20 protein-coding genes and 1 pseudogene are annotated in these 24,729 nt (G+C 55.8%); 6 read left to right on the top strand and 15 right to left on the bottom strand.

The features are described 5' to 3' along the window. Positions 1-229: 229 nt before the first annotated feature. The 3 genes from AC1MEW_RS15660 to AC1MEW_RS15650 form a co-directional block, all read right to left on the bottom strand. Positions 230-1,138 carry a LysR family transcriptional regulator gene (locus AC1MEW_RS15660; protein WP_480426888.1) on the bottom strand — a complete coding sequence of 303 codons (909 nt, stop codon included), beginning with the start codon at positions 1,136-1,138 and terminating at the stop codon, positions 230-232. A 103-nt stretch (positions 1,139-1,241) separates the two neighbouring features. Beyond that, positions 1,242-1,988: a nuclease-related domain-containing protein gene (locus AC1MEW_RS15655; protein ID WP_207204082.1), complete on the bottom strand. Its 747-nt coding sequence runs from the start codon at positions 1,986-1,988 to the stop codon at positions 1,242-1,244. Between the two features lie 428 nt (positions 1,989-2,416). Then, positions 2,417-3,016 carry a hypothetical protein gene (locus tag AC1MEW_RS15650; protein ID WP_480426885.1) on the bottom strand — a complete coding sequence of 200 codons (600 nt, stop codon included), beginning with the start codon at positions 3,014-3,016 and terminating at the stop codon, positions 2,417-2,419. Positions 3,017-3,164: 148 nt separating this feature from the next. Between AC1MEW_RS15650 and msrA the strand changes: the two genes are divergently transcribed. Further along, entirely contained in the window at positions 3,165-3,671 is a 507-nt protein-coding gene (gene msrA / locus AC1MEW_RS15645; RefSeq protein WP_201197187.1) for a peptide-methionine (S)-S-oxide reductase MsrA, read from the top strand. 65 nt (positions 3,672-3,736) lie between these two features. Then, complete coding sequence (locus AC1MEW_RS15640; protein ID WP_201255011.1) at positions 3,737-4,120, top strand: hypothetical protein; 384 nt, start codon at positions 3,737-3,739, stop codon at positions 4,118-4,120. A gap of 33 nt (positions 4,121-4,153) precedes the next feature. On the opposite strand, the gene AC1MEW_RS15635 is transcribed toward AC1MEW_RS15640, so the two are convergent. Next, positions 4,154-4,534 carry a RidA family protein gene (locus tag AC1MEW_RS15635; RefSeq protein WP_480426882.1) on the bottom strand — a complete coding sequence of 127 codons (381 nt, stop codon included), beginning with the start codon at positions 4,532-4,534 and terminating at the stop codon, positions 4,154-4,156. Positions 4,535-4,755: 221 nt separating this feature from the next. Then, a complete protein-coding gene (locus tag AC1MEW_RS15630) occupies positions 4,756-5,655 on the bottom strand; it encodes a LysR substrate-binding domain-containing protein (RefSeq protein WP_480426879.1) in 900 nt (299 codons plus the stop codon). Positions 5,656-5,870: 215 nt separating this feature from the next. Here AC1MEW_RS15630 and AC1MEW_RS15625 point away from each other — a divergent pair, with 215 nt between their 5' ends. After that, entirely contained in the window at positions 5,871-6,950 is a 1,080-nt protein-coding gene (locus AC1MEW_RS15625) for an extracellular solute-binding protein (RefSeq protein WP_480426876.1), read from the top strand. Positions 6,951-6,958: 8 nt separating this feature from the next. Continuing rightward, positions 6,959-7,912 carry an agmatinase gene (gene speB / locus AC1MEW_RS15620; protein ID WP_323570164.1) on the top strand — a complete coding sequence of 318 codons (954 nt, stop codon included), beginning with the start codon at positions 6,959-6,961 and terminating at the stop codon, positions 7,910-7,912. A 357-nt stretch (positions 7,913-8,269) separates the two neighbouring features. Here speB and AC1MEW_RS15615 read toward each other — a convergent pair. The 9 genes and pseudogenes from AC1MEW_RS15615 to AC1MEW_RS15575 form a co-directional block, all read right to left on the bottom strand. Then, positions 8,270-9,703, bottom strand: a pseudogene (locus AC1MEW_RS15615) (IS1182 family transposase). Between the two features lie 260 nt (positions 9,704-9,963). Continuing rightward, positions 9,964-10,224: a hypothetical protein gene (locus tag AC1MEW_RS15610; RefSeq protein WP_480426873.1), complete on the bottom strand. Its 261-nt coding sequence runs from the start codon at positions 10,222-10,224 to the stop codon at positions 9,964-9,966. 260 nt (positions 10,225-10,484) lie between these two features. Then, positions 10,485-10,922, bottom strand: a complete 438-nt coding sequence (locus AC1MEW_RS15605; RefSeq protein WP_480426870.1) for a GNAT family N-acetyltransferase — start codon at positions 10,920-10,922, stop codon at positions 10,485-10,487. A gap of 307 nt (positions 10,923-11,229) precedes the next feature. Then, positions 11,230-11,568: a DUF7668 domain-containing protein gene (locus AC1MEW_RS15600; RefSeq protein WP_480426868.1), complete on the bottom strand. Its 339-nt coding sequence runs from the start codon at positions 11,566-11,568 to the stop codon at positions 11,230-11,232. 178 nt (positions 11,569-11,746) lie between these two features. After that, complete coding sequence (locus AC1MEW_RS15595) at positions 11,747-12,019, bottom strand: hypothetical protein (protein ID WP_480426865.1); 273 nt, start codon at positions 12,017-12,019, stop codon at positions 11,747-11,749. A gap of 25 nt (positions 12,020-12,044) precedes the next feature. Beyond that, positions 12,045-16,943, bottom strand: coding sequence for a polymorphic toxin type 46 domain-containing protein (locus tag AC1MEW_RS15590; protein ID WP_480426863.1), 4,899 nt, complete (start codon positions 16,941-16,943; stop codon positions 12,045-12,047). Then, positions 16,940-17,725: a DUF4123 domain-containing protein gene (locus AC1MEW_RS15585; protein ID WP_207200319.1), complete on the bottom strand. Its 786-nt coding sequence runs from the start codon at positions 17,723-17,725 to the stop codon at positions 16,940-16,942. The genes AC1MEW_RS15590 and AC1MEW_RS15585 overlap by 4 nt, the downstream gene beginning before the upstream one ends. Then, a complete protein-coding gene (locus tag AC1MEW_RS15580; RefSeq protein WP_480426859.1) occupies positions 17,670-19,712 on the bottom strand; it encodes a type VI secretion system Vgr family protein in 2,043 nt (680 codons plus the stop codon). Before AC1MEW_RS15580 ends, AC1MEW_RS15585 begins: the two co-directional genes overlap by 56 nt. A gap of 134 nt (positions 19,713-19,846) precedes the next feature. After that, entirely contained in the window at positions 19,847-20,362 is a 516-nt protein-coding gene (locus AC1MEW_RS15575) for an Hcp family type VI secretion system effector (protein ID WP_017338154.1), read from the bottom strand. 820 nt (positions 20,363-21,182) lie between these two features. On the opposite strand from AC1MEW_RS15575, the gene AC1MEW_RS15570 reads away from it, so the two are divergent. Continuing rightward, positions 21,183-21,947: a methyltransferase domain-containing protein gene (locus AC1MEW_RS15570; protein WP_480426856.1), complete on the top strand. Its 765-nt coding sequence runs from the start codon at positions 21,183-21,185 to the stop codon at positions 21,945-21,947. Positions 21,948-22,012: 65 nt separating this feature from the next. Here the strand turns inward: AC1MEW_RS15570 and AC1MEW_RS15565 are convergent, their stop codons facing one another. Next, positions 22,013-22,786, bottom strand: coding sequence for an AraC family transcriptional regulator (locus tag AC1MEW_RS15565; RefSeq protein WP_201255015.1), 774 nt, complete (start codon positions 22,784-22,786; stop codon positions 22,013-22,015). 279 nt (positions 22,787-23,065) lie between these two features. Between AC1MEW_RS15565 and AC1MEW_RS15560 the strand changes: the two genes are divergently transcribed. Further along, complete coding sequence (locus tag AC1MEW_RS15560) at positions 23,066-24,712, top strand: APC family permease (RefSeq protein WP_480426853.1); 1,647 nt, start codon at positions 23,066-23,068, stop codon at positions 24,710-24,712. Positions 24,713-24,729: the final 17 nt, after the last annotated feature.

The following is a 24,729-nucleotide window of genomic DNA, read 5'->3' as shown; positions in this document are numbered from 1 at the left end:
TAACCAACACCGGCGGCGATGAATACCGGGGGGAAACGAGATGCGTCGATGAGCAGCGCTCATCAATCAGTCAAGCGCAGTGTCTTGAGGGGTGTGCAGGAGGATCTTGATGCGAGGTGAGATTGATGAGCCATGCTCATCGCTTCATGCGGTCTCGGGGCCGTCTGTTCGTGGACTAAGTAGGCTGTTGAATCGTCCTTTCAAGCAGGAGAAAAGGTCTGGTCGACCTCTACTCCCCCAGCGGCTTCATTTCGCGGATCAGATCAATCAGCAAGCGCAGCCCCATCGGCAGTTGCCGATGGCTTGAATAGTACATATGAAAACCCGGTGCGAGACTGGACCAGTCATCCAGTACACGCTGGACCTCGCCGCGCTCGACCAGTGGCGTGATGACCGGTTCGGGCGCATACATCAACCCCGCGCCGTGGCGTAGCAGCGACAGACCGACACGGGTTTCGTCGATAGTGATTGCGCCGGGCACAGCGATTGCCAGGTGCTCGGTGCCTTTGTCGAACTCCCAGTCGTACATGCGATCATTGCCCAACCGTATGCGCAAGCACCGATGCCGGATCAAGTCCTGAGGGTGCAGCGGCACACCAAAGCGACCCAGGTAATCCGGCGAGCCCGCGACGACCCAACGAATGTCCGGCGACAGACGCTGGGCGATCATGTCTTCCGGTACCGTGCCACCGTAGCGGATACCCGCATCATGACCGCCGCCAATGACATCGATCATGCGGTTGGTAACCGTCAGGTCGATCTCAATCTCCGGATAGCGCTCGTTGAAAATCGGCAGCACCGGGCCCAGCAGCAGATCCGCCGCATCACTCAGAATGTTCAGGCGAATGCGCCCCGCCGGCGCGTCGCGAAACCGATTGAGCACTTCCATCGCCTGGCCGATGTCATCGATGGGTTTGCTGATCAGCGCATGCAACTCCTCGCCTGCGGCGGTCAGCGTTACGCTGCGTGTGGTGCGATTCAACAGGCGGACCCCAAGCCGACTTTCCAGGCCTTTGATCGCATGGCTCAACGCAGAAGCACTGATGCCCATCTCCAGGCCAGCACGATTGAAACTCTGATGACGGGCGATGGCCAGGAAGTAGATGAAGTCCGCCAGATTGGCGCGGCTGAGTTGCATGTCAATCTCCGGCAATGGATAGCTGTATTTTTTTAGTGCGCCAATAAGCAATCGACGACTGCCGTGACCAATTCAGCCAAAAGAATTGGCCGGCAGGCGTCCGCTAGACAATCGGCTGCATGGTCCGACACTTGGGAAATGCACTACACCCCCAATACTGTTGACCGATTTTCGGGCCACTCTTGAATGCACGAACCACCAACGCACTCCCACAACGTGGACATTGGCGCAACGCCATCGGATCACTGCGCTGCTTAAGTCGTTGCACATGTTCCCGCCCGGTCGCCAGCGTTGGCGCTCGACGCCCGGTTTGCAAGGCTAGCAGCATCGCCCTCACCTCCTCCTCGCTGAACACCGGTTGCTGGAAGGATTTGATGTAGCGGATGAAGCGCATGCCTTGGGTGACGTTGGCGGGCATCTCGGTCTTGAAGGTGCTCGCGCCGACAAAGGCAATGACCGAATGCAGATGTTCTGGCCCGATACCCAGTGCTACCTCCAATGCCTTCAAGTGCTTGTAGTTCTGCCGCGTCGGGTTCTGGAATTTGAAACGCTGCTTGAAGATCTGTTGCGTCCACTGCGCCTGGTTTTCGCTGCCAAAGATCCAGCCGCGCATGTTCTTGGTCTCCAGCACGAAGACGCCGAAAGGTGAAAGGAACACATGGTCGATCTGCGTGGTGCCATCCGGAGTGTCGAGTGTCACGTTATGCAAGCGGCGGTAGATCTGGCGATCCAGACAATAGCGTGCAAAAAAAACTACCAATAGTTCACCGAACCAGCCTTTAAACCAGGGCGTTTTCAGCAGTTTTATCAGAACCCAGATCAGCAGCACCGGCGGTAGCAGCCACTTCAGGGTGTCGAATAGCGGTTTAAAAACAACGAGGGTATTCACAGGGCCGTCCTTTGCGTTGGGGCCGAAATGGATACTTGGCCCGAGTCAGCGTCGCGTCAGCATTGTGCGCGTAAATGCAGACCCAATGCGTGTGGATCGAGTAGGACATCCCCTGTGCGGCGATTCTCTCGATGCTGATTACCGAAGCGCGCGATGTCCGATGGTCACCGGTTCAGGCCAGTCGCCACTGGCGATCTATACTATTGAGTTGGTTATCTGTGTGTCATGCAACACGTCGACACCTGTGCGCTGTGCGGCGCACCCGTGCCAATCGCCAACGTAATCAGTCCGAGCCCGTGCGTCGTGTCTCCCTGGATCAAACGACCGGCCGTGCTCAATGGCTTTGTGGCTGATGGGTTATGGAGAACATCATGAAACATAAGCTTTTTTCAGGCGTTGTATTGGCGCTCGCGGCGGCGGTGGTAATGCCCGGAGCCTGGGCTGCGCAGGCGCGAGCCTTGGCGGCGGATGGGGCTGATCATGTGGGTGCCGGGGCCGTCGCGGCAGATGGAGCCGATCATGTCGGGGCCGGCGCAGTCGCGGCGGATGGTGCCGATCACGTCGGGGCCGGGGCCGTCGCTGCGGATGGTTCCGACCATGTCGGTGCCGGCGCAGTCGCGGCGGATGGTGCCGATCACGTCAGGGCCGGCGCAGTCGCGGCGGATGGTTCCGATCACGTCGGGGCCGGCGCAGTCGCGGCGGATGGTTCCGATCACGTCGGGGCTGGCGCAGTCGCGGCGGATGGTTCCGATCACGTCGGGGCCGGCGCAGTCGCGGCGGATGGTTCCGATCACGTCGGAGCTGGCGCAGTCGCGGCGGATGGTTCCGATCACGTCGGGGCTGGCGCAGTCGCAGCGGATGGGTCCGATCACGTCGGGGCCGGCGCAGTCGCTGCGGATGGTTCCGATCACGTCGGGGCCGGTGCAGTCGCAGCGGATGGGGCCGATCACGTCGGTGCAGGCGCAGTCGCATCCGATGGCACCAATCACGTCGGATCTGCTCGTCTTGCATACTCGCGCAGTGGAATAGGTTCGGATCGGGTGGCATCCTCGCTCATGGACGGCAGTTACTCCGACCAGTTCAACAGCCCGACCATCAATCAGTAACGCGCCACTTCACTGAGGGGAATGACCATCCATGACGACGCAAACCGAAACCGCCATTTTGGCCGGTGGCTGCTTCTGGGGCATGCAGGATCTGCTGCGACGTTTCCCCGGCGTGCTCTCCACGCGGGTGGGTTATTCAGGCGGCGATGTGCCGAATGCGACCTATCGCAACCACGGTAACCACGCGGAAGCGATCGAGATCGTGTTCGACCCGCAGCAGATCAGCTACCGCCAGATCCTTGAGTTTTTCTTCCAGATCCACGACCCAACGACCAAGAATCGCCAGGGCAACGATATGGGCGCCAGCTACCGCTCTGCCCTCTTCTACCTCAGCGAGGCGCAGAAACAGATCGCCGAAGACACCGTGGCCGATGTCGACGCTTCTGGACTTTGGCCCGGCGAGGTGGTCACCGAAATCACCCCGGCCGGCCCGTTCTGGGAAGCCGAACCGGAACACCAGGACTACCTCGAACGCTTGCCCAACGGCTACACCTGTCACTTCATCCGGCCAGGCTGGAAACTGCCCAGGCGCGGGTAACCAATGAACAGAGGCGGCTCGAATGAGTCGCCTCTGGCTTTTGCGTCAACGTGGAGTGAACTCACATGACACAGATATTATTTATCGGACAGACGCCAGAAACCGTCGACTTCTCTGATCCGGCCTTACCTCCTGGCTTTAATGCCGAAAAGATACATGCAGGCATAGCGATTGGCATGGCGACCATGGAAGACCGGGGCTGGCACGCCGACCTGTGCTTGATCCCACCCGACAAAACCGCCGGGCCCTTGCTGGAGAAACAGCTGGCAACGACGACCTACGATTGTGTAGTCATCGGCGCCGGCCTGCGCCTGCCGCCAAAAAGTCTTTCACTGTTCGAAGTCGTCATTAACGCCGTGCACAAAGCTGCGCCCAACGCATCAATCGCCTTTAACACGGGACCTGAAACGACCGCCGACTCCGCTGCTCGCTGGTTAAAAGACGATTGATTGCATTCGGCAACAGCATCCCAACCCGCAGACTCAGCCCTTGGCCGCCATCGCGGTGACTTCAACACGCATACCTTCAACGGCCAGTGATGCCACGCCAACAGCGGCGCGGACCGGCCACGGCTTGGCAAAAAAACGGTTGTAAACCTCGTTGAACGCGGCGCGGTCAGCCATGTCGGTGAGGTAAATGGTCAGGTGCATGACTCGGTCCATGGAACTGCCGGCACGTTCCAACGCGACCTTCAGCGCCTGCAAGGTGCATTCGCTCTGCTCGATGATGCCGCCCAGCTCCAGACTGCCGTCGGCGCGGGTCGGGATCTGGGTGGAGACCAACAGGCCGCCGAAACCGGCGACGTCCGAGGAAATGGAATCCGCGTCAGGGTCGGGGGTGAAGGTGATGTCGTGGTTTGCCATGAGGATCTCTTGTTTGTGTTCGTAAATTGAGCGGTCGTTGCCGTTGGGGCGTTCAATGAGGCAACGCCTTTTGAGCGGTCAGTTTACAACTCCGTTGTGATCGACGGGAAATGCAGCGCGAAAGTGCGCAATGGGTCCGTTTTCAGCCGGTCACCACAGGCAGAAAACGGCCAAAAACGGTCATTCGTGAGCGCCTCCAAACGACGATCCATCGTAGATAGTCAGTTTGATGGAGTGGCCTTCGCTTGCTCAATAAGCCAGTCGATCAGCAACACGATCTCGGGAACACCTCGACTTTCTTCGTTGCAAATACAGTAGTAATCCATTGCGGCAGGGACTTTCATTGAGAACGGCTGCACCAGCCGCCCTTCCATTAAGTCCCTCGATGAGTTGATTTCATCACTCAACGCTACCCCGTACCCATCCCGCGCAGCCTGTAGCGCGATACCAAAATCTTCAAAATGGACGTCCGCGTCCCCTGGATACGGCAACCGGGCTTCAAGCAGCCAGCGTCGCCATTGCGTGCCGTCGTCTTCATGCAAGAGCCGGTGATGAATCAGATCCGATGGTTGCCGTAAGGCATGCGGGCCACGCAACAATTGCGGACAACAGACTGGAAACATATGCAAAGGTTGCAGTGGGCGCCACCAGAAACCGTCCCAGATCGGCGCGTCATAGAGCACGGCGATATCCGCTCTGCGCCAGTCCACCTCGCCCAGTTCGTCGGCGCTGATCACCCGAAGCTGTATATGAGGATGCTCGGCTCGAAATGCGAAAAGCCTAGGCATCAGCCAAGTCGCGCCAAATATCGGTTCGGTAGAAATCGTCAGCACCTTGGCCTGTGGCTCTTTGAAGTGCTCCTGCGCTATCTGGCGCACGCCTTCGGTTATTTCGTGGATGCCACGGGCCACCGAACGTTGCAACGCCAACCCGCTTTGCGTCAGCACCAAATGGCGACCCTGTTTGTAGAACAGGTCGATGCCTAACGAACTTTGCAAGGTCCTGAGTTGTTGGCTGACAGCACCGGGGGTCACATGCAGTTGGGCGGCCGCCGCACCGACATGGCCCAATCGTGCGACGCATTCAAACACTCGGAAAGCATGCAAGGGTGGAAAGGACATAGCGTTCAACCGTTTAGTTTTATTGTAAGTTTGTTCGGTAATTTATATAGATTGATTGGCGCATGGGCAACAACAACAATCGTGGGGTAGTCGAGCCAAAAAACAACAATTCAAAGAGCGCCCCCTATGAAAGTCATACAGGCACATCGAAAACATGCGATACCGCAAACAGATCAGCCTCTCCCAAACCATTATGAGTTCGGAGGGTGCCAATCATGAGGGTCACGCTTGCACTGATACTGGTCGCTTTGGCATTACCTGCGTCAGCCGCTGAACGGGTCGTCCAGTTCTATGGATGGGCGGAATACGTCGGGGTCAAAACCCTTAAGGCCTTCGAGGCGGAAACGGGAATAAAGGTCCAGTACGACACCTTTGATAGCGCCGACGTGCTGGAGACCAAGTTACTCACCGGGCACAGCGGCTATGACGTCGTCGTTCCGAGCATCGCCATGCTGGATCGGTTGCTCCAAGCCAAAGCCCTGCAACCGAGCGGCATTCAGCAGACCCAGCGACTCGGCGAACTGGACCCTGTGCTCTTGTCGCAGTTGACTACTGTCGATCAAGGCAATCTTTACGCGGTGCCCTACACCTGGGGCACCACAGGACTGGCAATCAACCGCAAGGAGATCGAGAAGCGGATCCCCGATGCTCCCTTGAACAGCTTTGACCTGCTATTCAAACCCGAATACGCAAGCAAGCTCAAAGAGTGTGGCGTTTCGATCGTCGATGCGCCGCAAGAAGTGATCAGTATGGCGCTGCACTACTTGGGTAAATCGCCGTATAGCAAGGATCGGGGAGACCTGAAAGCGGTGCAGGCGCTACTCACGCAACTGCATCCATCAGTGCGTTACATCGGCACGGGCACGCAAAGCAGTGACTTGGCCAACGGGGATATATGCCTCGCGCTGACTTACAGCGGCGATGCAGTCCTGGCTAGGATTATGGCTGAGAACGCAAAAAAACCGTTCGACATCGATTACGTCATTCCCCGCGAGGGCACCCTCAACTGGATCGATACGCTGGCCATCCCGGCCGATGCACCTCACCCGGAAGAGGCCCGGGCCTTCATCGAGTTCCTCACTCGACCGGAGTCTCTCGCCGACCTCACCAACAGCTTGTATTACGCCAACGCCAACACGGCGGCCACCCGGCTGATAGATCAAAGCATTGCCGAAAATAGCGGCATCTATCCCTCCGCTGCCGTGCGCAACACCTTATTCGGCGAAGAACCCATGGCCCTGCAACTCATGCGTGAGCGCACACGGGTCTGGTCCACCTTTCGTAGTCAACGTTGAGTATTTCCATGGAAAACAGTAATCCAACCGATCAGGCGATCACCCGTACCAGCCTGTATGGCACCGACGCAGAATCGACTTACGGCGGTATCACCAGCTTCATGCGCCGCCGCTATAGCCGGGATCTTCGTGGCGTAGACCTGGTCATCAGCGGCGTGCCTTTCGACACAGCGACCAGCAACCGACCGGGCAGTCGGTTCGGACCACGCGCCATTCGTGAGGCCTCCGTTCAATCCGCTTGGACGCGGCACTGGCCATGGGATTTTGATCCGTTTGACGTGCTGGCCTGCGTTGATTTTGGCGATTGCTCCTTCGACTATGGCCTACCTCAAGAGACGCCGGCCGCCATCAAGGCGCACGCCGATCACATTCTGGGGGCCGGCGCTGCGATGTTGACCCTGGGGGGTGATCACTTCATCAGCTATCCGTTGCTGCAAGCCCATGCCGCCAAGCATGGTCCATTGTCCATGATCCATTTTGATGCTCACCATGACACCGAAAATGATGGTGAGGAAAAGCGCATCGATCACGGTTCGATGTTCTATCACGCGGTGAGGGAAGGTCTGGTTGATCCCTCCAGATCCATCCAGATTGGCCAGCGCATGACCAACGATGATGTGATGGGCTTCCAGGTCGTGGATGCACGTCAAGCCAACACCACCAGCGCTCAAGATATTGCCCGCATGATTCGTGAGCGAGTCTGTGACCACCCGGTGTATCTGACCTTCGATATCGATTGCCTGGACCCGGCATTTGCACCCGGTACCGGCACCCCGGTATGTGGCGGTTTGTCTACGTTCCATGCCTTCGAGATTCTGCGCGGCCTTCGCGGTATCAACGTGATCGGCATGGACGTGGTTGAGGTGGCCCCTGCCTATGATCATGCCGAAATCACAGCGTTGGCGGCAGCAGCGCTCGCGATGGAAATGATCTGTCTGTATGCAGCTCGGCATAAATTGTGAGCTGACAGGAGATGCTCAAAAGCAGATGGAGAGCTTTCACCGCGCAGCACGAAGGCTTGAATAAGAGCTACCTCGGGTTGGCGTTAACCAGAACCTAGATGGCATGATCAAAGGGTGGCCGGTTGAAGCGGACGGCTTTCATAGTCCGCTCAATCGGCTTACATGAATGTCTGCTGTGGGTCCAGGCTGTGTGAAAACGCACTGAATACGTCGAAAGTTGAGAACGACGGGCGTTGTCTGCGAAACCAGCAGACGGAAGCGCGATTTGCCCTAGTCAGCTACATAGACGTTCGTAATGCTGTTTGGGCCGCGTCAGCGGCCCAAACGGCTACTAACTGGCGAGCCAAGCGGCTGGGTTCACGCCCTGATCGCCTCAAGCAGTCCTGCGATGCCGAAGATGCTCATCATTCGTTTGAGGTTGCGAGCACATGAAGGCTCATTTCGGTACTTACCCGCGGAAGCGTTTTGGTCAGGACGTGGGTGGCTCCCATCCAATATTTGAGCGTTCCAAAAGGATGCTCAACAGTCTGGCGGCGAACCTTCATCTTCCCCGGGTCATGCTCCAGCCGAACCTGCATCGCGTCGATTACCGCCTCATGTTCCCAGCGCTTCACACGGCGCTCCTTACCCGTCGTACATTGCTTTTGCATTGCGCAGGACTGGCAGCCTGAGAAGTAATAACAATGCAATAACATGCCGTCTTCCGTCGACGAATGTCGCCTGGTTAGTAACTGCCCCGCAGGGCATCGATACTCGTCCGACGCCGCAAGATAGATGAAGTCCTGCTTACCAAATCGGCCTTCGGCTTTGCTGTCCGATGTCAGGGGTTTCGGCACGAAAGTAGTGATGCCGGCTTGCTCGCAAGCGAGGATTTCCAGACCTTTGTAATAGCCTCGGTCGGCCACCACCGTTAGCGATTCAGCCTCGATTTCTTCACGCGCCTGGTTCGCCATATTGCTCAGTTGCCCACGATCATTACCAACGTTGGTCACCTCATGGGCAATGATCAGATGGTGTTTGTCGTCGACAGCCGTTTGTACGTTGTAGTCAACCGTTCCGGTGCCTCGGCCGCTCGTGGCCATTGAGCGTGCATCTGGGTCTGTGAGGGAGATCTGCTGGTCTGGGCTTTCGTGGAGCTGCGCCTCGATTTCTTTGAGTTTCTGCATCTGCTTTTTCAGTGTTTCTATCTTTTCTTTCTGCCGCTCTGCTTTGGCCTCGGCCACTTCGGGCGTTGCCCGATCCGCCGAATCCATCACCGCCAGATATCGATCAATGCTCTGTTCGATCTGCTGCATACGTGCCTTCACCTTACCCTGAGTGAAGTTGCGGTCGCGATTATTGACGGCTTTGAATTTGCTGCCGTCGATGGCGATCGATCGACTGAGAGAAGAGATTGAGGTTGCGACAAAGAACTACGAACTGGCGGCATACGCTGCGAATGGCTTTGCCGTTGTCCTTGCGGAAGTCGGCAATGGTTTTGAAGTCCGGAGCCAAACGCCCCGTTAGCCACATCAACTCGACGTTGCGCTCGGCCTCACGTTCAAGTCGGCGGCTGGACTGAATCCGATTGAGATAGCCATAGATATAGATCTTCAGCAACACCGCTGGGTGATAGGCCGGACGACCCGTTGCGGCAGGATCGACGCCCTCAAAACCAAGTGCGCCCAAGTCGAGTTCATCGACGAAAACATCGACCACGCGCACTGAATTTTCTTCGGCCACGTAATCGTCCAGACACTCCGGCAGCAAGGTGACTTGCGTCCGAGCCTCACCTTCAATAAATCGCTTCATGATCGCCCCCGCTACGATCTCGACGATCAGAAGATTAGACAATTGCGGGAGTTTTCACACAGCCTGGACCCAAAGCTGTCGATCAATACCTGGCAGATAGCGATCAGAAAGTAGCGGTAGGTGGCTTCTCTAACCTGCCAAGATCCCAAGAGCCGAAATGGTGCTCACCAAAATCGATAGGCACCATCACTCTGAGTACTTCTGCGCGCTTTCTCGTGCGTCACTGATTTAGATCACCGAACCCAACTTGAACGAACAAACTATGGTCGCTTGCTCCCAACAAAATAAAAAACAACGCTGATCACGAAGAACGCTATGCCAGCGATGATCAAACCGTACAAAAAGTAATGCTCACGGAACGTTAGATATACAACCGACCCGTGCGTATCCAGCGGGTAGATTTTTCCACTTTGAGGATCCGCTGTTCTCAGCCCGTGAGCATCAAAGTACTTCCAGACAAAAAATGAAGAAAACCAAAAGCCTAAGGCCAGTATTCCCACGACGAGTTTAAGTGAATTCATTCTCCAGCCTCCCAGATTTCCAAAGTGAAGACTTCGGCTGGGACCGTTCGTCGTCAACTGAAGAGCAGGAATGAGCCGGAGTGGGCACATGTCCAGCAAAGATTTGAGTGGGCCGTCTCACTTGGATAATGACCAATTTTGGCCGATTTCTGCCCGCCACAAAGGACAGAAAACGACCCCAAAGCGGACTCTGACCAGCATTTGGTAAAGGGGGGCTTTAGCCCGTCCCATTGAGCGAAGCGAACGGTTTGAACCAGTTGTTATGCATGTTTTACTAGACGTTTCTTTAAATGATACAGGTTACTCCCGATTGGGCGATCCTCAAGAACACCATAAATCTCATACCCATGCCGCTCATAGAACTGTTTAGCATCAACGGTTTTTAAGAATGCAACTACTGCCCCATTGTTGACACCAATCGCTTCTGCTTTTTCCAAAAGCATAGATCCTACCTTTTTACCGCGATGAGACTCCTTAACCCAAAAGGTGTCAATTTCTAAGCCATCCCAGTAACAATTACAGCTTATTGCACCGATATAGTCGCCTACTTCATTGTGTGCAACCACCATAAATATTTTATCTTCCGACTCTGGTGGTAGATTTGGATATTGAATTCGAAGATATTCTGAAAACCTATCATTCAGAACTCCTTTGTCCTTTGCTGATGGAGAACCCAATATATCAATCTTGATTTCCACTTTATCGCTCCTGAAATTAAACTTTGAGGTGCCAAACGGCTTTTGGCATAACATTCCATGTTTATGCATAACCCCTTGAGCAATCAAAAAATCGAGTCTGTAAACGCGACTTCAAGAAGGGGGGAAGCAGTATATTATTTTACACATTACTGACGTATTAGCTGCGTGTCCATGGTCTGCTTTTGGCCGATTGTTGCCTTTCGAAAGGGCAGCTTTAGGTCGATATCAGTCCTCTGTGAACGTCTGCTTATCACTATTTTGCCTTGAGTGTTGCAGCTGAAGCTGTTGAGGAACCCCATACAGGTTTTCATAGAACACGAAGATCAGCCATTTGAAACTTCGCTTTTGTTCCGTCATATATCAACTCAAGGGAAAGAGTCAGGCCGCTCATTCCTTCTCCCTCTGTCCACAGAGATACATCGAGAGCTAAGCCGGAGCCATCGCTGTACTCATAAGTATCTATCTTCTCTACGAAAGACGCTGGAGGTAATACCAATGTATTGCCGTACTCGGAGAGTCTTGCCTCAATATCATGTTTGTTGAGTCTGCCATACCAGTTTTCGGCGGAAATTTTATCAAAATCGCCATTAACTAGTGCGTCAACAAGATCAATTATTTCTAGCTCGAGCCTCTTATCAATCTTCATTTTCGTCTATTCTCTGGTATGCGAGTCGAAGTCTCCGGTTTAACATTAATAGCACTTGAAGTGCTCGTCAGTGTTTCTGATCAAGGCTTTGCATAGAGAAAAGGGGACAGATTTATTTTCGAACAAACAGAAAATAAATCTGTCCCCTTTTTGTTGGTCTCTCGCTGGACTTTACTTTTTAAACGCTTAACAGCCAAGACTCGCACTGGTTTATTTTTTCATTGTCGTCCATGGTATGAGATATTTTCTTATCAATTTCTTTGAATTTATTTGGTTCGTTTTCTTGGTAGAACATTAGCCAGCCGTCTCTACCGTCGTGCTCTATCATGTATTTTTTATTGTCTTTTCTGATGTTTAATGACCAAGATGAAAAGAAGTCTGGATGGTCCGAAAACACCGTTACCGTAAAGCCGCAACGACTTGCCATGTTATATAAATCAGTTTGATTCATTCGTAGCCTCTTAGATTTTAATAAATTATTGGGTTTTTTCAAAGTTGCCTTTAGCGCTGCTAAAGACTTGAGTGCCCCCACCTGATGACGGTTGCGTCATCCCTTTTACAGACCACGTATCATCAATCGGTTTGGCTGTCGATTTCAATACAGGCGTTTTTTCGGTCGTTCGATAAATGCCTTGCAGTTTTAGTTCCACCGTGCCTGCTGCGCGATTATCTCCGAGCGGACCAATGCCGAGCTTTGATGGGCTTGTAGCAGGGTTCAGAGAATAATAGTTGCCTTGTGGGGCTCCGGGTGATTGAAATTGATAAACCGTTTTACCTCGATTCAACGTCTCTACATTTACTGGCTGATTAAAATCGATTCCGCTCAAGTGGCCCGGAATGCTCGTCTCTTCAAAACCTTGTGTTCGATAGAACTCTGTAGCAGTCTCTTTTCTTCCACGAGCGTTGATATCGTTATTGATATCCCCTGTCCGACCGTATTTTTGATTGAGTTCAGATCGCCTGTCATCTGGGCAGTTGCTGGGAGCGCAGCTCAACCCCAATGGATCCACCCACCCCGTAGGGTTAGGCACGTACTGGTAGTTGTTCAACCCCCCAGCCAGCTTGATTGGATCTGGCGTCAGATACCGTCCAGTGCCCGGATTGTAGTAGCGATGCCGGTTGTAATGTAAGCCCGTCTCAGCATCGAAGTATTGACCCTGGAAGCGCAGCGGGTTGTCGATTTCGGCAACGTCGAGGGTGGCGAGGTTGCCATAGGCACGGTATTTCGCCGACCACATGATCTCGCCGCTGTAGTCGGTGAGTTCCTGAGGAGTGCCAAGGTGGTCAAGTTGGTAGTAGAACGGCTCAGCTTTGAGCGGGCCTTCGCCATCGAGCATTGCCAACGGTCGGAAGCTGCCCGGCTCGTAGATGTAGCTGCGATAGCGATTGTTGGCGCTTTCGGCAATTAGGCGTTCGCCTTGCCACAGGAACTCTGTGGTTTGGCCGTCGACGGTTTTGGCTATACGGCGACCGAAGGCATCGTATTTGTAGCTTGCAACGCTGCCGCCAGGAAGGCTAACGCCGACCAATCGATGCTGGCAGTCGTAACTGTATTCGGTGACGAGCTTTTGTCCTGTTCCGCGGCGCTCACGGCTCAAATTGCCAAAGGCGTCGTAGTCGTAATGTCGATCGCCCTGCATCAGCAAACGGTTGCCTTTGACATTGGCCAAGTTCGCGGTGGGTTGGTTACCTTGACCTAGAAGGTTGCCCGCCGGGTCGTGGGCAAAACTTTCCGGGGTGGCGCCTCGAACGTTGATCAAACGGTCGAGCGGGTCGTAGTGATAACTACGATTGCCTTTCCGGCTGTCATCGATGCCGGCGAGGTTGCCGTTTGCATCGTAAGCGTAGCGACGCTGGAACAGGTTGCGGTCCTGCTGGCTAACGCTGTGAGCTTGCAGGCGGCCTTGTTCATCGTATTGGTATTGGCTGAGCAACAGACCCTGTTGACGCTGCTGTTCGCGACCTGCGCTGAACTGGTGAGTGGTCAGGCGCGAACCGTTGAGGTCGATGCTGCTCAGTTGACCGCCTTGTTGGTGGCGATAATCAAGCTTGCTGCCGTCTGGGAGGCGGCAGTGTTTCAGTTGGCCTACGGTGTCGTACTCGTAACGCAGGGTTCCCCAACCTTGGTGCTCGGTGATCAGGCGGTCTTGCAGGTCGTATTCGTAAGCGAGTGGCCAGTGGCCGTCGTCGACGTTTACAAGGCGGCCAAGGGCGTCGTAGCTGTAGTGAATTTCCTCGCCATCGGCCAGGGTTTTCACCAGCAGGCGGCCAGCGGCATCGCGCTGGTACTCGGTAATCAGCTCACTGCCGTCATCGCCGAACTCGGTTTTCTTTAGCAATTGACCGTTAAGATCGTATTCGTACGCGGTACGACGACCATCGAAACCGGTTTCCTGCTGGATGAGTCCGTTCGGGTAGTAATCGAGGTGGTAGTGCTCGCCACGTTCGTTTTCGATCTCGCTGAGCAGCAGACGTGCGTTGTCGTAGCGATAGCGCAGTTGGCTGCCATCCGGATTGATACGACGGCTGACCAAGTGCAGGTTGTCGGCATATTCGTAGCGGGTGACTCGGCCCAACTCATCGCGCTCGGCGGTGACGCGGCCGTATGGGTTGTAAGTGAACGCGCGCGTAGCGCCACCGGGCAGGGTGATTTGCGCCAGGCGGTTAGCAGCATCCCATTGGTATTGGGTGATTGCGCCGCTTTCGTCCTGACGGGTGATCTGCCGACCCAACGCGTCGTAGCGGTACTTGCGCTGACCACCGTCCGGCAGTTGCTCTTCAAGCAGTTGCCCGAGATTGTTCCAGCCCAGTTGATGACGACTGCCATCCGGATGACGGATTTCTAGAAGACGGCCCTGGCGGTCATAGTTGTAGTGGGTTGAATTACCATCAGGGTCGATTTGTTCAGTGATATCGCCTTGGTCGTTGCGCCAATATATCCACTTCGACGGGCCACGATTCACCACCCGGACGTAGCCGTGGTAATACTCATAAGAGGTCGGGGTGTCTTCGGGTGGAATGACCGCGATCAGTCGGCCTGCTTCGTTGTATTGGTATTCGGTGACGGCGCCGAGTGGATCTTTTTCGGCGATCAGGCGGCCTTTGTCGTCGTAGGCCTTGAGGTGCTCCGCACCGTCCGGATCAACCTTGGCGACCAGTCGAGCCTTATCGTCGTGGGTGTAGACCTCTTCGCTGCCGTCAGCATTGGTAACCGTGACACTGCCTTTATCATCCCAGGCGTAATGCGCGTCCATCTGCGAGAAGCTTGCCCAGTGATGGATGCATCGCGCCGATTTACCTTCTTTTTCCCATTCCCAATAGAAACTGGCGCCGCCGGCGAGTTGCCGCTCAAGAATGACGTTCTGGTCGTTGTAGGCATAACGCTCGGCTTCGCCGGCGGCGTTTTTGGCTTCGATCAGGCGGTGTTGGGTGTCGTAGCTGTAGGTGACCAGGGTCTGGATGGTGCTCCAGGCGTCTTCGAGATTGTCGGCCGGGATGAACTGCTGGTAGTCGATGCCGACGATGTGCTTGCGATCGTATCGCACGAGAAGGGCACGACCGGCGCCGTTATCGACGCGTTTGATTCGCCCGTGAATGTCACGGGTGATGTGCAGGCGATTGCCGTAGTTGTCGCTGATGGCGATCAGCGTGGCGCCCTTGTTGTTGTAACGAAAGTGGTAGAACTGGGTACGTTCTCCGGCTTGGGTGAGGATCAGTTCTGAGGGATCATCACCAAGGAAAATCGCTGCTTCCGACAGGCTGTTGGTGATCGCCGGACGCTGCACACTCGGTAACGGGAACGTGGTGATACGGTTTTCGTGGTCGGTCCAGACCACCTCTTCATCTTTGACGTCCACCCGCTGGGCAAGTGCATGGCTCCAGCCGTAACCAAGGCCGCAATCAATTTCCGCGGCGCTGGTGCGGTAAAGGCGAGTCCACTCGAAAGGTAGCAGTCCATCGAGCTGACCATCGGTCAGCGTCAGTAGCTCTTCACCGGTAACCATGGAAACCGGGCAATTGTTGGTGCTGGTTTTCTCGGCACTGGTTGCGCTTTTTTTGTCGGGCGTTTTTGACTGGGCCGGAGCATCGCTGACCTTTTCCTTTGGCTCCAGGACGAATTGCTTTTCTGCTTTTTTTCGAGCAAATGCGGAGGCGTTTTTTTCCAGCAAGGCAGGTGTGTCGTTGGTGATTGGCAAAGGACCTTTTGCTGTTGCTGCGGTGGCTTGCTCGATTTTCAATGCAGCCTTTTTGGCGGCATCCATCGGTACGCCTTGCGCACTGGCCAACAGTGGTTTCACGGTTTCGCCGTGAGCCTTCAAGGCGTGTCCCTTACTCGCGGCCAAGAGTTTTTCCGCGAGCTCCTCTAGCATTTTTACCGCTGTGCCAGATTGGACCTTGGCCAAGGTTTTTGTACCAACACGAATCGCCAGCCCGAGACCGCCCGATAGGCAGATCCCCAGCACCACGTTGATCAGAAAGGAAGCGCCGATGGCCGTAATTACTTCCACACAGACTTGCGGCGGCAGCATGCCAACCCACGCGATAATGGCTGAGAGGTAGATGAACATCAGCGGTTCGTCGCTGAGAATCAGCAGTCCGGTGGCAATCGCTTCTTTCGATGCTGAATAGAGTTTCTCGATTTCTTCTTCACTCAGGTACTGAAGAAGTTTTTTCACATTTTTAAAGGGGTCGGCTAATAGTTCGAACAGGCTTTTGATGTCATCCCACAGACCCAGAAGCGCCTTCTCAAGACTATCGAGTGCAGACTGCATCAATATGAGCGAGCGACCCGCCCGGTCAGTCGCCGAGTAGCTCGCCCACTGCGGCTGGAACTTACTCGACCATTCGCTTTTCAACCAGCCGTCAAGATTGCCGATGACACCCTGGTATGAGTCGTACAGCGCTTTGACGTTGCTTTCAGAAACATTAGGGAAAAAAGTGATGCGGTACATCTGACCCGGCTTGCAGCCCTTGATAACTTCAATGCCGCTCGGGCCGATATTCGCAGGAATCACCGGGCCGACCACGTCGTATCCGCCGAACATCGCTTTTTTGACGGGTTCGAGCTTGACCGGTGTATTGCCGATGGGCACGTACCGAGCGCTCTCAAACATATGGATCAGTGTGAAATCACCCATCAACGGGCAGGTGGCAAAGGTTTCAACCGGCCCTGTCTTGGTCTTGCGCTCAGTAACGCTGACTTCGTTGCCCACCTTGAACTTCTGATCTACATCCATTGCCCAGCCAGTCCAGAAGCCGTCGGCCCAGGTCTTGTATTCGGTTAGGCAATTATTGAAGTCCTTGAGAATGACATTCACGTCTGGGGTCTTGGCGTCGAGAACTCGAATAACCAAATTACCGATGGGATCAATCATGACGTGACTTCCTTTGTCAGCTCAGCAGCAAGACGCTCTGCCATATCTTCTGTATTGGATTGTTGGCGCACGAAGCGCTCGACCTTGTGGCGCAGGTTACTTTCGGGGAAGGCGAAGAAGAGTTCCGGGCAATCCTCTCCCAACCACTGCATCAAGTTGTCGACGACGGTGGTGTGGTCTTTCTCTGCCAGTGTGTCGACTAACTTCTGCGGCACCTCCCACCACGGCCAAGCCTTGGCCGGTGGCACTCCCCTTGGCCCCACCTCCAGTTTCTGGCCATTGATCAGGTAGCGGTCGAACACTGGCAAAACCTCACCAGCTCCTGCACCCAGCCCTTCAAGAATCGGGAAGATGTGCCGCCCATCCCAGAACCGAAAAAACACCTCGGTTCCGTCAGGCATGAACACCTGAGTCAAACTGCGAAGATGTTCAAACACGACGTCCTGGGTGCTGGAGGACACCGCCAACCAACCCCAATCCTGGGCGTCGGTTTCGGCAATCCACTGAAGAAAACCGGCGTTGGGTTTCAATTCGGCGAGGTAGGGCATAACGGGCTGCCAATCGGCGTAAGGCGTGCCGCTCCAGATGGGGGTCAGTTCTGGAGCCATGTCTTGCTGGTAGAAAGCTTTGAGCGCTTCGGCATCACTGGCCGCACTAACGATCAAATACAACCGCTCACCCACCTGCAACGGCCGCTCAGCCAACCACGCCTGCGGAGTCAAAAGATCAGATCGCACAAGCACCTGCCTTGCATTTTTCACACTCTTCACAGAACGGCGCATTGCGTTTCAGCGTATTGATCTGCGCCGGGGTCAGTACCGCGCCCGCCTTATCCGCATCGGCCTGTTTCAATGCCCCCGGCATCAGCGGTGCCGCGCCCGTTCCGTTACCAGGACTGCCGCCGGAGTTCATGTTGATCACCGGCCCGCTCAGCGTGACGCCGCTGCCGTCGATCTTGATGAAGCTGCCGCCACCCTTGAGGGTCAGTTCGCTGCCAGCTTCGAGCACCACCTTCATGCCGCTGCTCAGGTGGATTTCTTGCCCCGCTTCAATGAATTGCCCGGTACCCACCTTGATGTGTTGGTTAACGCCCACGGTGAGGTGGTCGTTGGCGCGGGTTTCGACTTTGCGGTCGGCGTAGACGGTGTGGTGTTCTTCGGCCTTGAATTCGCTGTAGCTGTTTTGCTCGACAGTGTCGTGGCGTTCGTTGCCGACGCGGATTTTCTGGTCGTGCTCGACGTTTTCGTCCCAGTCGCGCTGGGCGTGCAGGAAGATTTGTTCCTGGCCCTTTTTGTCTTCGATGCGCAGTTCGTTGTAGCCGCCGCCACCCTTGGAGCTCAGGGTTTTGAAAGTGCTGCGGGTTTTGTTGGCCGGCAGGTCGTAGGGGACGACGTTTTCCTTGTGGTACAGGCAGCCGCTGATCAGCGGTTGGTCGGGGTCGCCTTCAAGGAAGCTGACCAGCACTTCCATGCCAATGCGCGGGATGGCGATGCCGCCGTAGTGGGCACCGGCCCAGGCGGAGGAGACGCGCAGCCAGCAGCTGGTCTTGTCGTCGGCCTGGCCTTCGCGGTCCCAGTGAAATTGCACTTTGACGCGGCCGTACTGGTCGCAGTGGATTTCTTCACCTTTGGGTCCGGTAACCACGGCGCTCTGGCTGCCGAGGATTCGCGGTTTGGGGTGGTTCAGTGGTGGACGGTTCGGTACGTCCCACGGGGTCGCCTGGAAACGATTGCGATAGCCTTGATGGAAGTCGTCCTTCAGCGCCGTGGTGTTACTGGTCACCGACTCTTCCAGCACTTGCGGCTGTTTGCCTTCGTGGAGAATTTCGGTGAGCAGCCACAGGTCGTTCCATTTGGCTTTCGGGTGCTCGGTCAGGGCCAGGAAGTGGCCGCTGACCAGGATCGGCTGATCGCTTCGGCCTTCGGCGAGCTGGAAGTCGCTGCGATGACGTTCGAGGGCGCGTTTGGCCAGGTGTTTGCCGCGCTCGCGGTCGATGAAGCGGCCGGGGTAGTCGTAGTCTTCGAGGTCGGGCAGGGCGTCGCCACGGTTTTCGCTTTCGAGGGTCAGGCGTGGTTTTTCGAAGTCGTAGTCGCGGCGGGTGGTGCGGCTGGTGCGGGTTTCCAGGCGCAAGTCGAAGCGCTTGATCACCGGGTTAGTCGCGACCATGCCGGAGTCTTGCTGGTAGGCCACTGGCGCGAGTTTCGGGAACACCGTCTGGTCATCGCCGAACACCAGTTTGTGGGCCGTGGCGCTGTGCTGGAAGTGGTAGTGAATACCTTCTTCCTCGCACAGGCGCTGGATGAACTGCAGGTCCGATTCATCGTATTGAACGCAATAGATGCGCTCGGGATAAATCGCCCCGACTTTGAATTCGTAGGCGTTGCTTTGAATGCCGTGCTCTTCGAGGACCATGCCGACGATTTTCGGTACGGTGAGGTTCTGGAAGATGCGTTGGTTGATGCGGTGCGCCAGGTAGGACAGTTGCGGGCGCAGGGTCACCGCGTAGCGGGTCAGGCGTTTGCCGGAATCACCCTGGGCGGCGCGATAGATCTGGCCATGAATGCCGCTGCCGCCAGGCGAGAGCTGCAAAAAGGCTGGTTTGTGCAGCAGCGTTTCGAGGTCCAGGGACGGCTGTTCACTGACCAGCTCCACCTCAAACACAAAAGGCTGGCTGATGGCTTCCCGACCTTGCAGGGCAAGCACCTGGAGATCGTTATCCAGACCTTCGATAGTCAGGGCAAAGTGAGTCTGATTGGCCGGCGCGAACATCCCTTGTTCCTCGTGCAGTGCAGCGGCGTTCGCCAAAAGCCCCAGAAAACGGGGTCAGCAGACGCAAAATTCTGGAAAGGCGTAAACAACATCGACCAGCAGAGCTGGCCGATGCGTGAAGCGGTCAGCCGCGATTAAGCGACTGGCTGACGCCAGTCATCGGAACCCGAAGTACCGGATACTTCGTGTGTCCAGGTGATTTTGCGGTAGGTGAACTGCACTTCTTCCAGGTGGGTGAAGTGGGAGTTCGACGGGTCCTGGCAGTTGTGCATTTTGTTGTTGATGGCGACGATGATCGCGTCTTCCAGTTTGGTGGTGTAGTAGTGCTCTTGGGTACCCTGAGCAGAAGTACGGAACCACTGGATAACGATTTCGCTCATGCGCTCGCCGGAAGTCAGAGCAGCTTGCAGCAGTGGCGAAGACTTGTCGTAGACCTTGGTGATCACGACTGGTTTGTGTACGCGCTGACCGGTCGGTTGGCCGGACTGCGGGTCACGCGGGATGATTACGTCGTGGTTGAAAGCCTGAACCATGACCTGGTCTTCGTGACCTTCCTGGTAGGTGTTGCCAACCGAGTCGGCGGTGAACGCGCCGGCAGTGATCAGACCTTGTTTTTCGCCAGTGACGGACATGTACGCTGGTGTAGCCATGGATGTGCTCCTTGCTAAATAAATGAGGGTGCCCGGGAGGCGAAATCGCCCGGTGGGTGCCTAACACTTATCAAGGTCCGTGCCAGAAAAGTTGAGGGCCAGGTAAACCGGGGGGATGGCCGAGGTTTTTCAATCGCTTGAGTAATTTTCAAGGGACAACACCCCACAAAGTGCGCAAGAAGTTGCGCAGTACTGCGCAACTTCTTGCGCACTCGTCTGTACAGAACGAATAACAAGACTCACAGAGATGTATCCACAGCGTTATCCACATTTGAGTGCGCAACTTCTTGCGCATCAAGGCCATACGCCATCACTCAGAAGGCTGAAGCCGATCTGCTCGACGAGTTGAGCGAAGTCAGTAGCTGTTTTTACCGAGTAAGTGCGCAACTTCTTGCGCATAATGGCATTGCGACACCAAGTGCGCCTCCCGAAAAATGCCAGTAGTTGTAAGCAGCTGGTCGCTGATATTCGTTTCTTGCTGGAAATTTAACCACGCTCTAAAAAGAAGGGGCTGACCGTCCGCTTTTGGCCGAGGCTGTGTGAAAACGCGGGTTTCGTTTTGAAGTCTGCGTTGCTATGTAAAATCTGCCAGCGTTTGCTTAGTCAGCAGACCTGAAATTTCCATAGGAGCGCGATTTACGTTTCGGTTCTGACCGTCAAATCTTCTCGAAAACGTTTTCACAGAGCCTCGGTCGATAGCTGCCTGTCGCGACCGGCAGCCATTAGCAGACACTGGGAGGTCCAATCGCGCTGAAGGAAGCGAATTGTTCCAACTTCAGCAACGCCGCATACTGGTATGTAAAGCCAATGGAGGACTTTCATGTCAACTTCCCAACCTGATTTCACTCACCGCCTTCTCTCGGATGCGGGGGTTCGTGTTGGAATGCGAGTGCTTGATATAGGCTGCGGCTCCGGGGAGGTCACCCTCCTCGCAGCAAGGCTCGTTGGACTAAACGGAACAGTTGTTGGTATCGACCAGGACGAAAATGCGCTGTCCATGGCACGTCAGCGGATACACCCGGAGGGCGCAGCGGCGACAACCTTTATACAAGGGGATCTGCTCTCAATGCCGGAGGCTCTAGGAAATTTCGATGCCATTGTGGGACGCCGGGTACTGATGTACCAGGCTGATACTGTGCAGACCGTCCGTGCGCTCGCCGCTCGACTTCGACCAGGAGGAATTATTGTATTCCAGGAGCACGACAGCACAATGGTGCCGGCCAGCCTTACACCCTTTCCGCTGCACGCCCAAGCCCAAGGCTGGATTCGAAGGATGATCGAGATGGAAGGGGCTGATCTCCACATTGGCTTCAACCTGCATCGAATCTTGACGCAAGCAGGACTGGTCGTGGAAAACGTCCGTGCAGAATGTCTGGTGCAGACGCCCAGTTCGGCCTATGGCTTAGGCAGCATTGTCCGCGCCTGCCTGCCACGAGTTGTTGCACATGGCGTCGCGACGGCAGAAGAGATTAAGATCGACACGTTGCAAGCGCGACTGGATGCGGAACAGGCACAGACCGACAGCATTTATATTGGTGATGTGATGTTTGGAGCTTGGGCACGCAAACCAATGCAGGTTCTCTAAACATCGTCTAGGTCGCAGCCCAACAGCAACGTCTTAAACGGCAAAAATCATCCCCTCACCCACCCTCACCGCCCCGTAGCCTGCCGATACTCCCGCGGACTAAAACCGGTCGATGCCTTGAACTGCCGAGTGAACGCACTGTGGTCGGTATATCCGCACTGCAACGCAACATCAGTGATCGGAATATCGGTATGGAGCAAACGATGCGCATGCTCCAGCCGAACCTTTTGGATCATCTGCCGGGGCGTCAGGTGGAACACGCGCTTGCAGTATCTTTCCAGTTGGGCCACTGAAATACCGGCAATCCGTGTCAGTTCGCCCAGGGTGACGCGACGATTGAAATTGGCACGAATGTATTCGTCGACGGCGGCCAGGCGCTGGTAGGCTGGGTGCGTGTCGCTGGCCGATTGCAGGTCAACCGAGATCCCTGCGAGGCCGATGATTACACCGTTGCGGTTGTACAGCGGCCGTTTGTGCGTCAGGCACCAACCGGGTTCTCGACTTCCGTACAAGTGCAGCTCGAGTTGGTCTTCCAGGACCAGGCCTTGCTCCAGAACACGTCGATCCTGTTCGGTATAGCCAGGCCCCAACTGCGCTGGAAAAACCTCGGCACTGGTTTTTCCGAGCAAGGGTTGCAGCTGTTTCAATCCACATCGATGAACTAGGGTGCGATTGGCCATGACGTAACGCGCCTGGGTATCTTTGATAAAGATCGCGGCATTCGGAATCACATCCAGCATGGGCAACAGCAGTGCCACGCCCGCCAGTAATTCTTCGATGGTTTCAGGGCGACTCTGATCGTTTCCCTGGCACAGGATCGCAAAGGCGTTCTGCGTCATGAATCTCACTCTCCCACTGTCCGCCAGGCGAAAGGCCGCGCCTGTGTCGAGACACCTGCCCATCAGACTGCCCCAAGGTCGACGCACTGTCGAGCTTGCAGCGATGCACCTGAGCACATGCTGAAATGCGGCAGTGTAGCTCCAGCTCGCCCGTCAAAACTGTGCCGATTTCGTCATCGACATCCACGCAAAACATCAATCGCACGCCTGCTGACGCGTTCAATCTATGGCCATTGCATGCACACCTGCCTATCCAATAACTCACAAGAAGGCGACGCTATGTCAGGCAAAGGCAAGTTCAAAAAACAACTTTCATTGATGGACCTTACGTTCATCGGATTGGGAGCGATCTTCGGTTCCGGCTGGTTGTTCGCGGCCAGTCACGTTTCCGCTATCGCGGGGCCGGCCGGGATCTTTTCCTGGCTGCTGGGCGGTTTTGCCGTCCTGCTGCTGGGCATTGTTTACTGCGAGTTGGGTGCTGCGCTGCCGCGTGCCGGTGGTGTGGTTCGCTACCCGGTTTACTCCCATGGCCCGTTGCTGGGTTACTTGATGGGTTTCATCACGCTGATCGCCTTCACCAGCCTGGTGGCGATCGAAGTTGTTGCCTCTCGCCAGTATGCCGCTGCCTGGTTTCCCGAGCTGACGAAGGTCGGTTCCAGCGATCCGACGATCATTGGCTGGCTCATGCAGTTCGCCCTGCTCTGCCTGTTCTTCATGCTCAACTATCGCAGTGTGAAGACCTTCGCCATGGCCAATAACCTGGTCAGCGTGTTCAAGTTCATCGTTCCGCTACTGGTGATTGGTGTGCTGTTCACCTTCTTCAAACCGGAAAACCTCCACGCCCAGGGCTTCGCGCCATTCGGTCTGTCGGGCGTCGAGATGGCGGTGTCTGCTGGTGGCGTCATCTTCGCTTACCTCGGGTTGACGCCGATCATCTCGGTGGCCAGTGAAGTGAAGAATCCACAACGGACCATTCCGATTGCACTGATCTTGTCCGTGCTGCTTTCCACCTTGATTTATGTGTTGTTGCAAGTGGCTTTCCTCGGCGGCGTGCCGACCGAAATGTTGGCCAACGGCTGGGCTGGCGTTGCCAAGGAATTGTCCCTGCCGTATCGCGACATTGCCCTGGCACTCGGCGTGGGTTGGTTGGCCTATCTGGTGGTCGCCGACGCGGTGATCTCCCCCAGCGGTTGCGGCAACATCTACATGAACGCTACACCGCGAGTGATCTACGGCTGGGCGCAAACCGGTACGTTCTTCAAGGTGTTCACCCGCATTGACGAAAAGTCCGGCATCCCGCGCCCGGCGCTGTGGCTGACCTTTGCCTTGTCGGTGTTCTGGACCCTGCCCTTCCCTTCCTGGGAAGCCCTGATCAACGTCGTCTCCGCCGCGCTGGTGTTGAGCTACGCCGTCGCTCCGGTGTCGGTGGCGGCACTGCGCCGCAATGCGCCAGATATGCCGCGTCCGTTCCGGGTGAAGTGGATGGGCGTACTCGGTCCACTGTCGTTCGTGATCGCCGCGCTGATCGTTTACTGGTCGGGTTGGGACACCGTGTCCTGGCTACTTGGCCTGCAGATCCTGATGTTCGTGGTCTACCTGTTGTGCGGTCGCTTCGTCCCGACTCAACACCTCAGCCTCGCCCAGCAAATCCGCTCATCCGCGTGGCTGATCGGTTTCTACGCCGTGACCATCGTGCTGTCCAAGCTCGGCAGTTTTGGTGGCCTGGGCGTGCTCAGTCATCCCTTCGACACCGTGGTCGTGGCGGCCTTCGCGTTGGGGATTTATTGCTGGGGCGCGGCGACCGGCGTGCCGGCGCATCTGGTTCGTCTGGAAGACGAGGACGATGAAAGCGAAGCCGAGCGTCCACAGACAAGCATCCCATCAGGCCAACGCCCGGTGAGTGCGCGCACCCAGGCTTCTTCCTGACATTCAGGCTCTCGTCT

Source organism: Pseudomonas sp. ASL4 (assembly GCF_056680395.1).
Note: the sequence above shows the minus strand (reverse complement) of the source record. Positions and strands in the feature narration are given on the sequence as shown.

Bases quoted from the DNA above. Each gene is read 5' to 3' on its own strand.
- AC1MEW_RS15660 (WP_480426888.1), bottom strand. From the start codon at position 1,138: ATGCAACTCAGCCGCGCCAATCTGGCGGACTTCATCTACTTCCTGGCC.
- msrA (WP_201197187.1), top strand. From the start codon at position 3,165: ATGACGACGCAAACCGAAACCGCCATTTTGGCCGGTGGCTGCTTCTGG.
- AC1MEW_RS15640 (WP_201255011.1), top strand. From the start codon at position 3,737: ATGACACAGATATTATTTATCGGACAGACGCCAGAAACCGTCGACTTC.
- AC1MEW_RS15635 (WP_480426882.1), bottom strand. From the start codon at position 4,534: ATGGCAAACCACGACATCACCTTCACCCCCGACCCTGACGCGGATTCC.
- AC1MEW_RS15630 (WP_480426879.1), bottom strand. From the start codon at position 5,655: ATGTCCTTTCCACCCTTGCATGCTTTCCGAGTGTTTGAATGCGTCGCA.
- AC1MEW_RS15625 (WP_480426876.1), top strand. From the start codon at position 5,871: ATGAGGGTCACGCTTGCACTGATACTGGTCGCTTTGGCATTACCTGCG.
- speB (WP_323570164.1), top strand. From the start codon at position 6,959: ATGGAAAACAGTAATCCAACCGATCAGGCGATCACCCGTACCAGCCTG.
- AC1MEW_RS15610 (WP_480426873.1), bottom strand. From the start codon at position 10,224: ATGAATTCACTTAAACTCGTCGTGGGAATACTGGCCTTAGGCTTTTGG.
- AC1MEW_RS15600 (WP_480426868.1), bottom strand. From the start codon at position 11,568: ATGAAGATTGATAAGAGGCTCGAGCTAGAAATAATTGATCTTGTTGAC.
- AC1MEW_RS15595 (WP_480426865.1), bottom strand. From the start codon at position 12,019: ATGAATCAAACTGATTTATATAACATGGCAAGTCGTTGCGGCTTTACG.
- AC1MEW_RS15590 (WP_480426863.1), bottom strand. From the start codon at position 16,943: ATGATTGATCCCATCGGTAATTTGGTTATTCGAGTTCTCGACGCCAAG.
- AC1MEW_RS15585 (WP_207200319.1), bottom strand. From the start codon at position 17,725: ATGCGCCGTTCTGTGAAGAGTGTGAAAAATGCAAGGCAGGTGCTTGTG.
- AC1MEW_RS15580 (WP_480426859.1), bottom strand. From the start codon at position 19,712: ATGTTCGCGCCGGCCAATCAGACTCACTTTGCCCTGACTATCGAAGGT.
- AC1MEW_RS15575 (WP_017338154.1), bottom strand. From the start codon at position 20,362: ATGGCTACACCAGCGTACATGTCCGTCACTGGCGAAAAACAAGGTCTG.
- AC1MEW_RS15570 (WP_480426856.1), top strand. From the start codon at position 21,183: ATGTCAACTTCCCAACCTGATTTCACTCACCGCCTTCTCTCGGATGCG.
- AC1MEW_RS15565 (WP_201255015.1), bottom strand. From the start codon at position 22,786: ATGACGCAGAACGCCTTTGCGATCCTGTGCCAGGGAAACGATCAGAGT.
- AC1MEW_RS15560 (WP_480426853.1), top strand. From the start codon at position 23,066: ATGTCAGGCAAAGGCAAGTTCAAAAAACAACTTTCATTGATGGACCTT.